Source organism: Qipengyuania sp. Mu-71 (assembly GCF_036867055.1).
Classification (GTDB): domain Bacteria; phylum Pseudomonadota; class Alphaproteobacteria; order Sphingomonadales; family Sphingomonadaceae; genus Qipengyuania; species Qipengyuania profunda.
Genome location: NZ_JBAJHR010000002.1, coordinates 59,397 through 72,325 on the forward strand (window position 1 = coordinate 59,397; position 12,929 = coordinate 72,325).

The 12,929-nt window shown below is 66.1% G+C and carries 11 protein-coding genes; 8 read left to right on the plus strand and 3 right to left on the minus strand.

The features are described from left to right. Positions 1–45: 45 nt before the first annotated feature. Complete coding sequence (locus V6B15_RS12095) at positions 46–1,656, plus strand: DUF389 domain-containing protein (protein ID WP_334201407.1); 1,611 nt, start codon at positions 46–48, stop codon at positions 1,654–1,656. A gap of 85 nt (positions 1,657–1,741) precedes the next feature. Next, complete coding sequence (gene ald / locus V6B15_RS12100) at positions 1,742–2,857, plus strand: alanine dehydrogenase (RefSeq protein WP_334201408.1); 1,116 nt, start codon at positions 1,742–1,744, stop codon at positions 2,855–2,857. Position 2,858: 1 nt separating this feature from the next. Here the strand turns inward: ald and V6B15_RS12105 are convergent, their stop codons facing one another. After that, on the minus strand, positions 2,859–3,251 hold the full coding sequence (locus tag V6B15_RS12105; protein WP_334201409.1) for an acyl-CoA thioesterase: 393 nt from the start codon (positions 3,249–3,251) through the stop codon (positions 2,859–2,861). Further along, entirely contained in the window at positions 3,248–5,389 is a 2,142-nt protein-coding gene (locus tag V6B15_RS12110; protein WP_334201707.1) for a S9 family peptidase, read from the minus strand. The genes V6B15_RS12105 and V6B15_RS12110 overlap by 4 nt, the downstream gene beginning before the upstream one ends. A gap of 152 nt (positions 5,390–5,541) precedes the next feature. Between V6B15_RS12110 and V6B15_RS12115 the strand changes: the two genes are divergently transcribed. The 6 genes from V6B15_RS12115 to V6B15_RS12140 all read left to right on the plus strand — a co-directional run bounded on the left by V6B15_RS12115 (position 5,542) and on the right by V6B15_RS12140 (position 11,257). Next, positions 5,542–7,347 (plus strand): aminopeptidase P family protein, encoded by a 1,806-nt coding sequence (locus V6B15_RS12115; protein ID WP_334201410.1) that lies wholly within the window; start codon positions 5,542–5,544, stop codon positions 7,345–7,347. A gap of 62 nt (positions 7,348–7,409) precedes the next feature. Further along, positions 7,410–7,805 carry a VOC family protein gene (locus V6B15_RS12120; RefSeq protein ID WP_334201411.1) on the plus strand — a complete coding sequence of 132 codons (396 nt, stop codon included), beginning with the start codon at positions 7,410–7,412 and terminating at the stop codon, positions 7,803–7,805. 1 nt (position 7,806) lies between these two features. Continuing rightward, on the plus strand, positions 7,807–8,205 hold the full coding sequence (locus V6B15_RS12125; protein WP_334201412.1) for a cupin: 399 nt from the start codon (positions 7,807–7,809) through the stop codon (positions 8,203–8,205). 178 nt (positions 8,206–8,383) lie between these two features. Further along, complete coding sequence (locus tag V6B15_RS12130) at positions 8,384–9,058, plus strand: calcium-binding protein (protein ID WP_334201413.1); 675 nt, start codon at positions 8,384–8,386, stop codon at positions 9,056–9,058. 49 nt (positions 9,059–9,107) lie between these two features. Continuing rightward, positions 9,108–9,845 carry a response regulator gene (locus V6B15_RS12135; protein WP_334201414.1) on the plus strand — a complete coding sequence of 246 codons (738 nt, stop codon included), beginning with the start codon at positions 9,108–9,110 and terminating at the stop codon, positions 9,843–9,845. Then, complete coding sequence (locus tag V6B15_RS12140; protein ID WP_334201415.1) at positions 9,842–11,257, plus strand: sensor histidine kinase; 1,416 nt, start codon at positions 9,842–9,844, stop codon at positions 11,255–11,257. The genes V6B15_RS12135 and V6B15_RS12140 overlap by 4 nt, the downstream gene beginning before the upstream one ends. Here V6B15_RS12140 and V6B15_RS12145 read toward each other — a convergent pair. Beyond that, a complete protein-coding gene (locus tag V6B15_RS12145; RefSeq protein ID WP_334201416.1) occupies positions 11,254–12,828 on the minus strand; it encodes a helicase HerA-like domain-containing protein in 1,575 nt (524 codons plus the stop codon). The two genes, V6B15_RS12140 and V6B15_RS12145, sit on opposite strands and share 4 nt — an antisense overlap. Between the last annotated feature and the right edge of the window lie 101 nt (positions 12,829–12,929).

The window sequence follows — 12,929 nt, forward strand, 5'->3', positions numbered from 1 at the left end:
CATACGGACAAACCACGAGGTTCAGAATCCGCGCGACTCGCGGGGATGGGCGAGCTAGATAGCGCGCCGATGACCAGCCCGACCGACGACACCGCAAGCACAGCCGAGACCGACAAGGCCCGCACCGGAGCTTTCGCCAGCCGCCGGCCGATCAGCCGGTTGACGATACTGCGCGCGCTGGTCGAAGTGCGCATGTGGTGGCGAGACGGGGTGATCGCCGATCTCGACCATGTCGCCACGATCGAACGCGTGCGCGGCGAATCGCTGCTCACCAGCCGCTATATCTTCATGACCGCGATGAGCGCGGGCATCGCGATCCTCGGCCTGCTGCTGTCGTCGCCTGCGGTGGTCATCGGCGCCATGCTGCTCTCGCCGCTGATGAACCCGATCCTCGGCACCGGCTTCTCGCTCGCCACGGGCGATGCCGATTGGCTGCGGCGCTGCGGCAAGGCGCTGGTGGCGGGGTCGGTCTTCGCAATCCTGTTCTGTGCGCTGATCGTCTATTTCTCGCCGCTGCAGACGGTGACCGAGGAAATCGCCGCACGCACGCGGCCCAATCTGTTCGACTTGCTGGTCGCGCTGTTTTCGGCGCTGGCCGGATCCTATGCCGTGATCCGCGGGCGCGAAGGCACCATCGTGGGCGTGGCGATCGCCACCGCCCTGATGCCGCCGCTGGCGGTGGTGGGCTTCGGCCTCGCCACCTTCAATTGGACGGTCTTCGGCGGCGCGCTGGGCCTGTTCATCACCAACCTCGTGACGATCGGCCTGACCGCGGCGCTCATGGCGCGGCTCTACGGCTTCCAGTCGGACATGACGCACCGCCAGACCCGGTTGCAGTCGATGGTGATGGTGGCGGTGTTTGTCTCGCTGGCGGTGCCGCTCGGCTTCTCGCTGAGAACGATTGCCTGGGAGGCCAACGGCCAGCGAATCGTCAACCAGGAGGTCGCCGAGGCCTTCACCGGACGCGCGCGGGTCGAACAGCCGATCGTCAATTGGGCGGCCGAACCCGTAACCATCGCCGCCAGCGTCTTTACTCCCGAGTTCAATCCCGGCGCCGACAGCGAGGTGGCCGAGCGGCTGTCCCAGCGGCTGGGACGGCCGATTGTGGTGACGATCGACCAGTTCCAGGTCGGTACCGATCCGGGCGCCGCCGAGCAGGCTGCATTGGCGCAGGCGCGCGTGCGCGAAGCGGCCGAGGCGAGCGAGCGCCAGATCGCGACACTGGGGCAAAGCGTCGCTCTGATCGCCGGAGTCGCGCGCAAGGATGTGATGCTCGACCGCGAGAACCAGACGGTTCAGGCGACCGCACAACCGCTCGCAGGTCTCACCCTCTCGGGCTACCGCCAGCTGGAGCAGCGGCTCGAGCGCACGACGCCGGGCTGGACGGTCGATTTGCGCCCGCCCCTTGTCGCCCTGCCCGAGGTTACCGTCGGCGAAGAGGGTCTCGATGACGCGAATACGTCGCGCGTCGCGCTGATCGGCTGGGCTGCGCGGCGCACCGGTCTGCGGATTACCTTGAGTGGCAGCGAAAGTGCGCTTGCCGCAGTGACGCAGGCGCTCGGCGCGGACGCCCGCTATATCGACACTCGCACATCGGGAGCCGGGAATACCGTGACCGCCGCCTGGTCGACGGCTGCGGGCACTGTGCCCGACTAGACCCGGCCGGGCCTGCAAGAAGGGGACAGGCTTGCCGCCGCTTGGTTGCAGTTGTAACGGACGCGCGCAACCAAGGAGTCCCCCCATGCGCATCGGCAGCCCCAAGGAAATCAAGAACCACGAATACCGCGTCGGCCTGACGCCCGAGAGCGCGAAAGAGCTCGTCATGCAGGGCCACGAAGTGTGGATCGAGACCCAGGCGGGTGCCGGCATCGACGCCAATGACGACCAATATGTCACAGCAGGGGCGAAAATCGTCGACGGTCCCGATCCGATCTTCGCCGAATGCGAAATGGTGGTGAAGGTCAAGGAACCGCAGTCGGTCGAGCGCAAGAAGCTGCGCGAGGGCCAGATCCTCTACACTTACCTGCACCTGGCACCCGATGCGGACCAGACGAAAGAACTGCTCGACAGCGGCGTCACCGCGATCGCCTATGAAACGGTGACCGGGCCGCGTGGCCAGTTGCCGCTGCTCAAGCCGATGAGCCAGGTCGCCGGGCGCATGAGCGTGCAGGCCGGCGCTACCGCGCTCGAGAAGGCGCATGGCGGACGCGGCGTGCTACTTGGCGGTGTCCCGGGCGTGATGCCGGGCAAGGTCGTGGTGATCGGCGGCGGCGTGGTCGGCTTCAATGCCGCGCAGATGGCGGTCGGCCTCGGTGCCGACGTGACCATTCTCGACCGCGATCCCGAAGTGCTCGAAAAGGTGGGCACGCATTTCGAGGCGCGCGCCAGCACGCGCTTCTCCAACGCCGCCAATCTCTACGACGCAGTGACCGATGCCGATCTGGTGATCGGGGCGGTGCTGATCCCCGGGGCCGCGGCACCCAAACTGGTGACGCGCGAGATGCTCAAGGACATGCACAAGGGTGCGGTGCTGGTCGATGTCGCGATCGACCAGGGCGGGTGTTTCGAAACCAGCCGCGCGACCACGCATGCCGAACCGACCTATGTCATCGACGATGTCGTCCATTACTGCGTGGCCAACATGCCCGGCGCGGTGGCGCGCACGAGCACCTATGCGCTCAACAACGTGACGCTGCCGCATGCGCTGCGCATCGCGCGGATGGGCTGGAAGGATGCGCTCGCCGCCGATCCGCATCTTGCCGAAGGGCTCAACGTCCACCGCGGCGAAGTGACTTATGAAGCCGTCGCCACCGAACTCGGCTACGACTATCGCCCGGCGGCGGAACTACTGCGCTAGGTCAGACGAACGGCGCGATCACTTCGGGGCGCACCCGCGCGGGGCGCCCCGACGTGCGATCGAGCATGGCCCAGGTGGTCGCCGCGCTGACGATCACCCGGCCCGCAGAATCGCGAAAATCGACGCGGCGCAGCGACTTGGCGCCGCGTGCCCCGCCTTCGATCCAGGTCGTGCCTTCGACGCTCTGCCCCAGGTCGATATTGCCGCGGTAGTCGATCTCGTGGCGGACCACGAGCCAGACAAATTGCTCGCGGTCCTCGGGCCGCGCGGCGGCGTCCCAATGCGCGGTCGCCATGTCCTGTATCCACTGCACCCACACCGCATTGTTGACGTGCCCCATCTCGTCGATGTGGCGCGCCTCCGCGGTGAAGCTGCGGGTGAAGCTGGGTATCACTCGGCCTCGCCCATCTGCCACAGGATGAAGGCGACCTCCTCGGCGGTTTCGTAGATCGACTGGAAGCGGCCCGACTTGCCGCCGTGGCCCGCGCCCATATTGGTCTTGAGCAACAGCTCGCTGTCGCCGGTCTTCACCTCGCGCAGTTTGGCCACCCACTTGGCGGGTTCCCAATAGGTCACGCGCGGGTCGTTGAGGCCCGCGGTCACCAGCATCGGCGGGTAATCCTGCGCGGTCACCTGGTCATAGGGGCTGTAGCTGAGGATGTAGGCGAAGGCCTGCTTGCTGAGGATCGGGTTACCCCATTCGGGCCATTCGCCCGGCGTCAGCGGCAGTTCTCCGTCGAGCATGGTCGACAGCACATCGACGAAGGGTACATGCGCCACCACCGCGCCCCACAGCTCGGGATCGGTGTTGACCACCGCGCCCATCAGCTCGCCGCCCGCCGAACCGCCCGAAATGCTGATCCGGCCTTTCTCGGTATAGCCCTTGGCGACCAGCCTCTTCGCCACGTCGACGAAATCGTTGAAGGTGTTGGTGCGTTCGTTGAGCTTGCCCTGCAGGTACCACTTACGGCCCAGGTCGTCGCCGCCGCGGATATGCGCGATGGCATAGGCATAGCCGCGATCGACCAGGCTCAGCCGCGAGGTCGAGAAGCCCGGCGGGATCGCATAGCCGTAAGCGCCGTAGGCATAGAGGTGCAGCGGCCCGGTCTTCGGCCGGTCCTTGCGCATGATGATGCTGACCGGAACCATCGTGCCGTCGCGCGCGGCGATCTCGACACGCTCGGTGGTGTAGAGCGCGGGGTCGTAACCGCTGGGGATTTCCTGCTGCTTGAGCAGTTCGAGTTCGCCCGTGGCGACGTGGTAGTCATAGACCGAATCGGGCGTGACCATGCTCTCGTAGGCCAGCCGCAGGGTGTCCTGATCGTATTCGGGATTGTTGCTCAGCCCTGCGCTGAAGCTGGCCTCGGCAAAGGCGATCGGCTTGACCAGATTGGCATCCTTGTAGGACCGCAGCTGGATCTGGTCGAGCCCGCGCAGTCGCCCTTCGGTGACATAGAAGTCCTTGAACGGTTCGAAACCGGTCAGGTAAAACTCGTCCGATCCGGAAATCAGCGTGGTCCAGTCGCCCGGCGTCTCGAGCTTGGCGGTCGCCAGCCGGAAATTGACGTGATCGTCATTGGTGTGGACCCACACGATCCCGTCGCGCACATCGACATCGTATTCGACGCCCTTGCTGCGGGGTTTGACGAGGACCGGTTCGTCGGTCGGGTCACTCGCCGGAACCAGCCGGACTTCGCTGGTCTCGTTGTCGCCGGTCGAAATGATCAGCCAGTCTTCCTGCGCCGACAGGCCGGTGCCGACGCGAAAACCCTCGTCCATGGTTTCGCGGTAGAGTTCGACGTCTTCGCTGACCGGCGTGCCGAGGACATGCATGGTCGCATCGTGGACGCGCCAATTGTCGTCCGCCGTGCCATAGACCAGCGCCGTGTCGTTCTTCACCCAGACGAGGTCCGACAGCGTGCCTGGGATCTCGTCGGGCAGCAGTTCGCCCGTTTCCAGGTCCTTGATCCGCGCGGTAAAGCGTTCGGAGCCGTTGGTATCGGCGGAATAGGCGAGATAGCGGCCGTTCTGCGACACCGAAAACGCGCCCAGGCGGAAATATTCGACCCCTTCGGCCAGCGCGTTCTCGTCGAGGATCAGGACGTCGTCGCCCCCGGCAACCGGCTTGCGGTAATACTTGCGGTATTCCGCGCCTTCCTCGAACTCCGACCAGTAGAGGTAATCCCCGCGGCGCTGCGGCACGGTGGAATCGTCTTCCTTGATGCGCGCCTTCATCTCCGCGAACAATTCGTCGACCAGCGGCTGCTGCGGCTTCATCCGCGCTTCGAACCACGCGTTTTCGGCCTTCAGATGGTCGAGCACGTCCTCGTCGTCGATCGTCGGATAGGACTGGTCGCGCAGCCAGTGATAGGGGTCGGAAATCGTGATCCCGTGATGCGAATAGCTGTGGTCGCGTTTTTCGGCAGTCGGCGGCGAAGTCGGCTGTGTCACTGTGGTCCCTTCGGAATTCTGGGCGTGGAGCGGCGCGCTGAGCGCCAGCGATGCGGCAGATAGGAACGCGGCGTATCGCATGAAAGGCATAGGTGGTCCTCCCCCGGGCGGCGCAAAACTGGAAAGGAGCGCCGCGGATGACTATGACGGGGGAGTGATTATGCGGCTGCGCCACGCGCCGCAAGCACCGAGTCGCTCCCCAGCGCGACCGGCGCGAAGGAAAGGATTTCTCGATGCTGATGCAGACCCATGAAGCCCGTCTCGACGGATTGCGCAAGGAACTGGCCCGCCGCGGCCTCGACGGCTTCGTCATTCCCATCTCGGACGAGCACATGAGCGAATATGTCGGCTCCTATGCCCAGCGGCTCAACTGGCTGACCGGTTTCGGCGGCAGCGCCGGAAGTGCCGCCGTGCTGCAGGACCGCGCAGCGATGTTCACCGACGGGCGCTATACCGTCCAGGTGCGCGAGCAGGTCAGCGGGGCGCTGTACGATTACGAGGATGTGCCCGCCACATCGCCCGCCAAATGGATCGCCGCGCACGCGCCCGAGGGGGCGAAGATCGGCTATGACGCATGGCTGCACGGGATCGGCTGGGCCGAGGAGGCCGAAGCCGCGTTCGCACGCAGGGGCATCGAACTGGTCCCGGTGGACGGCAATCCGATCGATGCGATCTGGGACGACCGTCCGCAGGCCTCGCTGGCCGCAGCGGTGCCGCATGGCGACGCGCATGCCGGACGATCAAGCGCCGACAAGCGTTCCGAAGTGGCCGACTGGCTCAAGCAGGAAGGGTATGACGCGACCGTCGTCAGCGCGCTCGATTCGGTCGCGTGGCTGCTGAACATGCGCGGCAGCGATGTCGACAACACGCCGGTCGCGCTGTCCTATGTCCTGGCGCATGCCGATGGCACCGCCGAACTGTTCATCGCGCCCGACAAGGTCACGCCCGAACTCACTCAGCATCTCGGCAATGCGGTGACGGTGCGCGACCGCGCGGAATTCGTACCCGCGCTCGAGGCGCTGGAGGGCAAGCGGGTCGCGGTCGATCCGAACCATGCGGTGGCGGGCATCTTCCACGCGCTGGAACAGGGCGGCGCCAGCGTGGTGCGTACCGACGATCCGACCGTGCTGCCCAAGGCGATCAAGAACCCGGCCGAACAGCAGGGCCACCGCGATGCCCAGTCGCGCGATGGTGCCGCCGTGGCGCGGTTCCTGCGCTGGCTCGGCATCGAAGCGCCCAAGGGCGGCATCGACGAACTGACCGCGGCGGCCAAGCTGCGCGAATTCCGCGAAGCGGGCGGCCTGCTCAAGGATGCGAGCTTCGATACGATCAGCGCCGCGGCGGGCCATGCCGCGCTGCCGCATTACAAGGTCGATGAAGACAGCAATATCCCGATCCCGCCCTCGTCGATCTACCTCGTCGATTCGGGCGGCCAGTATCTCGACGGCACCACCGACATCACCCGCACCGTGTGGATCGGCCCGGGCGAACCGACCGCCGAGATGGTCGAGCGCAACACGCGCGTGCTCAAGGGCCATATCCAGCTCGACATGCAGAAATTCCCCGATCGCACCACTGGCGGCGCGCTCGACGCGCTGGCCCGGATGCATCTGTGGAACGGCGGGGTCGATTACGGCCACGGCACCGGTCACGGCGTCGGCAGCTTCCTCTCGGTCCACGAGGGCCCGCAGCGGATCAGCAAGCCGGGCGGCGCCTTCCCCGGCACCGAAACCTCGCTGCGCGAGGGGATGATCCTGTCGAACGAGCCCGGTTACTACAAGCCCGGCGAATACGGCATCCGGATCGAGAACCTCGTGCTGGTGGTCGATGCGGGCCTTGCGGACAGCGAGGGCAAGTATCTCGGCTTCGAAACGCTGACGATGGTTCCGCTCGACCGGACGCTGGTCGACCGCGCGCTGCTCAGCGAGGCCGAGATCGGCTGGTGGAACGACTATCACACCGCGGTCTACGCCACGCTTGCCCCGCAGCTCGAGGGCGATGATCTCGCCTGGCTCGAGGAGCAATGCGCGCCCTTGTAGGCCAGATCATGTTCCCCTAATGTTCCACCGGTCGCGAGTCGTTTTCGACAAGGAGAGTGCAGATGATCGGATATGTGACACTGGGGACCAACGATCTCGAGCGGGCGGCTCGGTTCTACGATCCCATCGCGGCCGAACTGGGCGTGGGGCGGATGATGGATTTCGACAGCTTCATTGCTTGGGGCAATATGGACGGCGCGGCGGGTATCGCTGCGACCAAGCCGTTCGATGGCGAAGCGGCGACCGTCGGCAATGGCACCATGGTGGCCCTGCAGGCGCAGGACCGCGATCAGGTGCAGCGGCTGTACGACATCGCGCTGGCCAACGGCGGCACCAGCGAGGGTGAACCGGGTCCCCGCGGCGAACCCGACGCCAACGGCATGGTCTTCTATGCCGCCTATTTCCGCGATCCCGATGGCAACAAGCTCAACGCTTTCCTGATGGACAAGGTGGCCTGACATGGCCCGGCCGCACCGTCTCGCCGACAGTTTCATCCATCTGGGTCTGGGAGCGACGGCGGTGCCGCAGCCGCCCTTCGACGGGCTCGAATGGTACGAAGCCTATGGCGAGCGGCACGGGGCCGACGGGCGCGAGGGGCGGCTGGTCAGCCAGCACCATTTTACCGAAAGCTGGCCGAGTTGGGAAATGCACCCGCTGGGCGAAGAGGTGGTGATCTGCACCGCGGGCACGATGGTGGTGACGCAGGAATTTCCAGACGGGCGGCGCGAAACCACCTCACTCGCGGCGGGGGAGTATGCCATCAACCCCGCGGGCGTATGGCATATTGCCGATATCGATAGCGAAGCCACCGCGATATTCATTACCGCGGGCGAGGGCACCCGGCACCGGCCCCGCTGACTTGCAGCGCGATGAACAGGTCCGCCGGGCCGATGCAATCTGTTACAATTCAGGCCATGTTCGGGATATTGCTGCGACATTGCAGGCCTAGAAACGGGGATACGAGCTGCGGCGGGCGAATACGTCCCTCCCCTCAGACCCCTGGTCCGTCGCAGCTCTCCACTTTTGGAGATAACCCATGAACAAGACCTTCCTCACTCTCTCCGCTGCCGTGCTGGCGCTGACCGGCACTGCTGCTATTGCGCAGCACCGTGGCGGGGAAAATCTCGACACCGATGGCGATGGCCGCATCACGCTGGCCGAAATGCAGGCCACCAGCGCTGCGCGCTTCGCCCGCATGGATGCCAATGGCGATGGTGTGCTCAATGCCGACGACCGAGCGGCAGTGGGCGCCGAAATGTTCGCCCAGGCGGACACCGATGGTAATGGCGAACTGACCGCAGCCGAAATGAAGGCTGCGCATGAAGCCCGCAAGGCGAACCGGCCCGAACGCGGCGATCGCGCGGACCGTCGCGGCCGGCGCGGCGGTGACCGCAGCGCACGCATGGCCGAGCAGTTCGCCAAGGCCGATACCGACCAGTCGGGCGGCCTCTCGCAAGCCGAACTGGCCGCAATGCACGAAGCCCGCGGCGAACGCGGCAAACGTGGTGGCCGTGACGGAAAGCGCGGCGGCATGCACATGACCGCCGATACCAATGGCGACCAGGCGATCAGCCGCGCCGAATTCGATGCCTCGGTCGAGGCGCGTTTCGCCAAGCTCGACACCAATGGCGACGGCGCGATTTCAGCCGAGGAACGCGAGGCACAGAAGGGCGAACGCCGTGCCAAGCGCGGCGAGCGCCGCGGCCAGTAACGCTTGATCGCAGGGACCACCGGGCGGTAGGCGCGGAATTGAATTACCTATGACCGAACCCGCGCCCACTTCCATCCTGCTCGTCGATGACGAACGCAGCCTGCGCGAACCCCTGGCGGAGTATCTTACCCGCCAGGGGTTCGTCGTGCGCGAGGCGGACAGCGCCGCGCAGGCGCGCACGCTGCTGGCGCAGGAATTGCCCGACCTTGCGCTGCTCGACATCATGATGCCCGGCGAAGACGGGCTGTCGCTGTGCCGCCACCTGGTCGAAAGCCGCGGCTTGCCGACGATCCTGCTGACCGCCAAGGGCGAAGCGATGGACCGGATCATCGGCCTGGAAATCGGCGCCGATGACTATGTCACCAAGCCTTTCGAACCGCGCGAACTGGTGGCGCGTATCCGGTCGGTGCTGCGCCGTGCCGAACGGCCTGCCGCCGTGGCCGACGAGGAATTGCTCTATCGGTTCGAAGACTGGCAGCTCGATCCGCTCAAGCGGCGCCTGACCGATCCCGACAATGCGCTGGTGCCGCTTTCGACCGCCGAGTTCCGCATGCTGCGCGCCTTTTGCGATCACCCGCGGCAGGTCCTCGACCGCGACCGGCTGCTCGATATGGTGCAGGGGCGCGAGGCGCAGCTATTCGACCGCGCGGTCGATAACCAGATCAGCCGGCTCAGGCGCAAGATCGAAACCGACAGCCGCAATCCGCATTTCATCCAGACCGTGCGCGGCGGCGGCTATCGCTTCGGTGCCGAGGTCACGCGCGTGGCGCGCGATGACAGCGCATGACGCGTGTCCTGCCCCGTAGCCTGCTGGGCCAGGTCATGCTGGCGCTGGCCGCCGCGCTGCTGATCGCGCAGGCCATCTCGGCGACCATGCTCTACCGCGCGGCCTCCGAACGGCGCGAGCTTGCCGTGACCAGCGCTGCGAGCTTCCAGCTCCTCGTCGGCCAGCGCCGCGACCTGCGCGACGAACGGCGCCGGCGCGCGCGTCCACCATCGGGCAGACCCGGCCCCGTCGAGGACGAACCGTTCATCCGCCTGCCGCGCAGCATCCGTTTCTCGAACAGCGAGACCAGTCCCCTGCTGCCCGGCGATGAACGCAATTCGTCGCGCGAGGCCGCGATCACCCGCCAGCTTGAACGCCAGGGCCTCGAAGTGGCCGAAATCGTCGTCACCGACCGCTCTTTGAAGTCGGATCCGCTCGTCGGCCAGCTGGAGCAGACCCACCCCGTATGGGACCAGCGCCTGCGCACCGCGCCGCATGAACTGCTGGTGGTCGGCCTGCGGCAGGCGGGCACCGATGGCTGGCAGGTCGCCCGCCTCGCCGTGCCGCCCCCCGACCGCGGCATCGTCCGCACCCTCGTTCTCCAGACGCTGATCCTGTTCCTGGTGCTCGTCGGCCTGCTCTATTTCGTGCTGCGCCGAATCACCCGCCCACTCGCCGCGCTGGCCGACCGCACCCGTCGGTTCGGGAGCGCGGGCGCGCCCGAGGAACCGCTGGTGCCCAGCGGCCCGCAGGATGTCCGCCGACTGATCGAAGCGCATAATGCGATGCAGGGACGGATCGGTTCGATGCTCGACGAAAAGGACGTCATGCTCGGTGCCATCGGGCACGATCTCAAAACCCCGCTGGCTGCGCTGCGGGTGCGCATCGAAAGCGTCGAGGACGAGGCCGCGCGCGCGAAGATGGCGGCGACGATCGAGGATATCACCCGCACGCTCGACGAGATCCTTTCGCTCGCGCGGATCGGACGCAGCGATGCGCCGCCCGAAATGACCGAGCTCGGTGCGCTGGCCGCGTCGGTGATCGAGGAATTCGAGGATTTGGGCCAGCCGGTCACGCTTGCCGGCGGCGCACGCATCGCCGCCCCGGTGCATCTCACCTGGCTCAAGCGCGGGCTGCGCAATCTCGTCACCAATGCGCTGCGCTATGCCGGCACCGCACATGTCAGCGTGCTGCGCGAAAACGGCATGGCGGTGCTGCGGGTGGAGGACGAGGGCCCCGGCATTCCCGAGGACCGCATTCACGAAATGCTTGAGCCCTTCACGCGCGGTGAGGCGAGCCGCAATCGTGAAACCGGCGGTTCCGGGCTGGGTCTGACGCTGGCGCGCGCGGTGGCCGAACAGCATGGCGGGACGTTGACGCTCGCCAACCGTCCCGAAGGCGGGTTGCGCGCCGAAATCCGCATTCCAACCTAGCGCATCAACCCGCCGACCAGATTGCGGACGAAGCGGCCCGCGATACTGCCGCCAAACTCGGTCGCGATCGACCCGGCGGCCGAGGTCGCGGCCGAACGCGCCGGATTGGCGCGGCTTTTCTTGCCCAGCACCTTGGCAGCGATGAGCGAAGCGGCGCTGCTCGCAGCGGCTCCCGCCGCGGCCTTGCCCGCCTTTTCCCATAGCGAGGTGGTCTTGCGGCTGCGCTTGCGTACTTCAGTTTCGCCCTTCTCCGCGACCTCCTCGGCAGTCGCGGCGGCGTCGACCGCCTTGGCGGCGAGCACTTCCTCGGCGCTCTCGCGATCGACTGCGACGTCGTATTTCCCATCGAGCGCGCTGACCGAATTGACGATCTTGCGCTCCTTCTCGGTCACCGGACCAAGACGCGATTGCGGCGGTTTGATCAGCGTGCGCTGGACCACCGTCGGCGCCCCGTCCTCGTCGAGCGAGGAAACCAGCGCCTCGCCCACTTTCAATTCGGTGATCGCCTGTGCGACATCGAGTTCGGGATTGATGCGGAAGGTTTCCGCTGCCGCCTTGATCGCGCGCTGGTCGCGCGGGGTGAAGGCGCGCAGCGCATGCTGGACGCGGTTGCCCAACTGGCCGGCGATCTTCTCGGGAATGTCGATCGGGTTCTGCGTGACGAAATAGACGCCCACGCCTTTCGAACGGATCAGGCGCACTACCTGTTCGACCTTGTCCTCGAGCGCTTCGGGCGCATCATCGAACAGCAGGTGTGCTTCGTCGAAGAAGAACACCAGCTTGGGCTTTTCGGGATCGCCCACTTCGGGCAGGCTTTCGAACAGTTCGGCAAGCAGCCACAGCAGGAAGGTGGCGTACAGCTTGGGCCCGCGCATCAGCTTGTCCGCGGCGAGCACGCTGATTACGCCCCGGCCCTGGTCGTCGAGCGCGAGGAAATCGTCGATCTCCAGCGCGGGTTCGCCGAAGAACATGTCCGCGCCTTGGCTCTCGAAACTCAGCAGCTGCCGCTGGATCGCCCCGACGCTGGCCTTCGACACATTGCCGTAAGTGCCCGAAAGCTCCTTCGCGTTCTCGTAGGCATAGGCGAGCATGGACTGCAGGTCGCCGAGGTCGAGCAGCAGCAATCCATCATCATCGGCATGGCGGAAGATGATGTTGAGCACGCCTTCCTGGGTTTCGTTGAGATCGAGCAGCCGCGCCAGCAGCAACGGCCCCATTTCCGAAATGGTGGTGCGGATCGGGAAGCCCTGCTCGCCATAAAGATCCCAGAAAACGGCGGCATTGTCGGCATAGGCATAGTCTTCCATGCCCAGTTCCGCCGCCCGTGCTTCGAGCTTGTCGGCATGCTTGAACTGCGGCGAACCGGCCATCGAGATGCCCGCCAGATCGCCCTTCACATCGGCAACGAAGACCGGGACGCCATTGGCGGAGAAACTTTCCGCCAGCCCCTGCAGCGTCACCGTCTTGCCGGTGCCCGTCGCCCCGGCGATCAGACCGTGGCGATTGGCCTGGTCGAGCCGCAAGTACTGGTTCTCACCATTTCCGCCCAGTCCAAGGAAAATCTCGCTCATTGCGCTGCCCGCTCCCGATGGTTCGCCCGCCCTCGCGGTGTGGCGCAGCCTTGTGGGTGCGGTCAAGCTATCCCTCGACAGGCGCAGCGCTTGCGGTAAAG

Excerpts from the sequence above, each read along its gene's own strand:
- V6B15_RS12095 (WP_334201407.1), top strand. The coding sequence starts at position 46 with ATGGGCGAGCTAGATAGCGCGCCGATGACCAGCCCGACCGACGACACC.
- ald (WP_334201408.1), top strand. The coding sequence starts at position 1,742 with ATGCGCATCGGCAGCCCCAAGGAAATCAAGAACCACGAATACCGCGTC.
- V6B15_RS12110 (WP_334201707.1), bottom strand. The coding sequence starts at position 5,389 with ATGCGATACGCCGCGTTCCTATCTGCCGCATCGCTGGCGCTCAGCGCG.
- V6B15_RS12115 (WP_334201410.1), top strand. The coding sequence starts at position 5,542 with ATGCTGATGCAGACCCATGAAGCCCGTCTCGACGGATTGCGCAAGGAA.
- V6B15_RS12120 (WP_334201411.1), top strand. The coding sequence starts at position 7,410 with ATGATCGGATATGTGACACTGGGGACCAACGATCTCGAGCGGGCGGCT.
- V6B15_RS12125 (WP_334201412.1), top strand. The coding sequence starts at position 7,807 with ATGGCCCGGCCGCACCGTCTCGCCGACAGTTTCATCCATCTGGGTCTG.
- V6B15_RS12130 (WP_334201413.1), top strand. The coding sequence starts at position 8,384 with ATGAACAAGACCTTCCTCACTCTCTCCGCTGCCGTGCTGGCGCTGACC.
- V6B15_RS12135 (WP_334201414.1), top strand. The coding sequence starts at position 9,108 with ATGACCGAACCCGCGCCCACTTCCATCCTGCTCGTCGATGACGAACGC.
- V6B15_RS12140 (WP_334201415.1), top strand. The coding sequence starts at position 9,842 with ATGACGCGTGTCCTGCCCCGTAGCCTGCTGGGCCAGGTCATGCTGGCG.
- V6B15_RS12145 (WP_334201416.1), bottom strand. The coding sequence starts at position 12,828 with ATGAGCGAGATTTTCCTTGGACTGGGCGGAAATGGTGAGAACCAGTAC.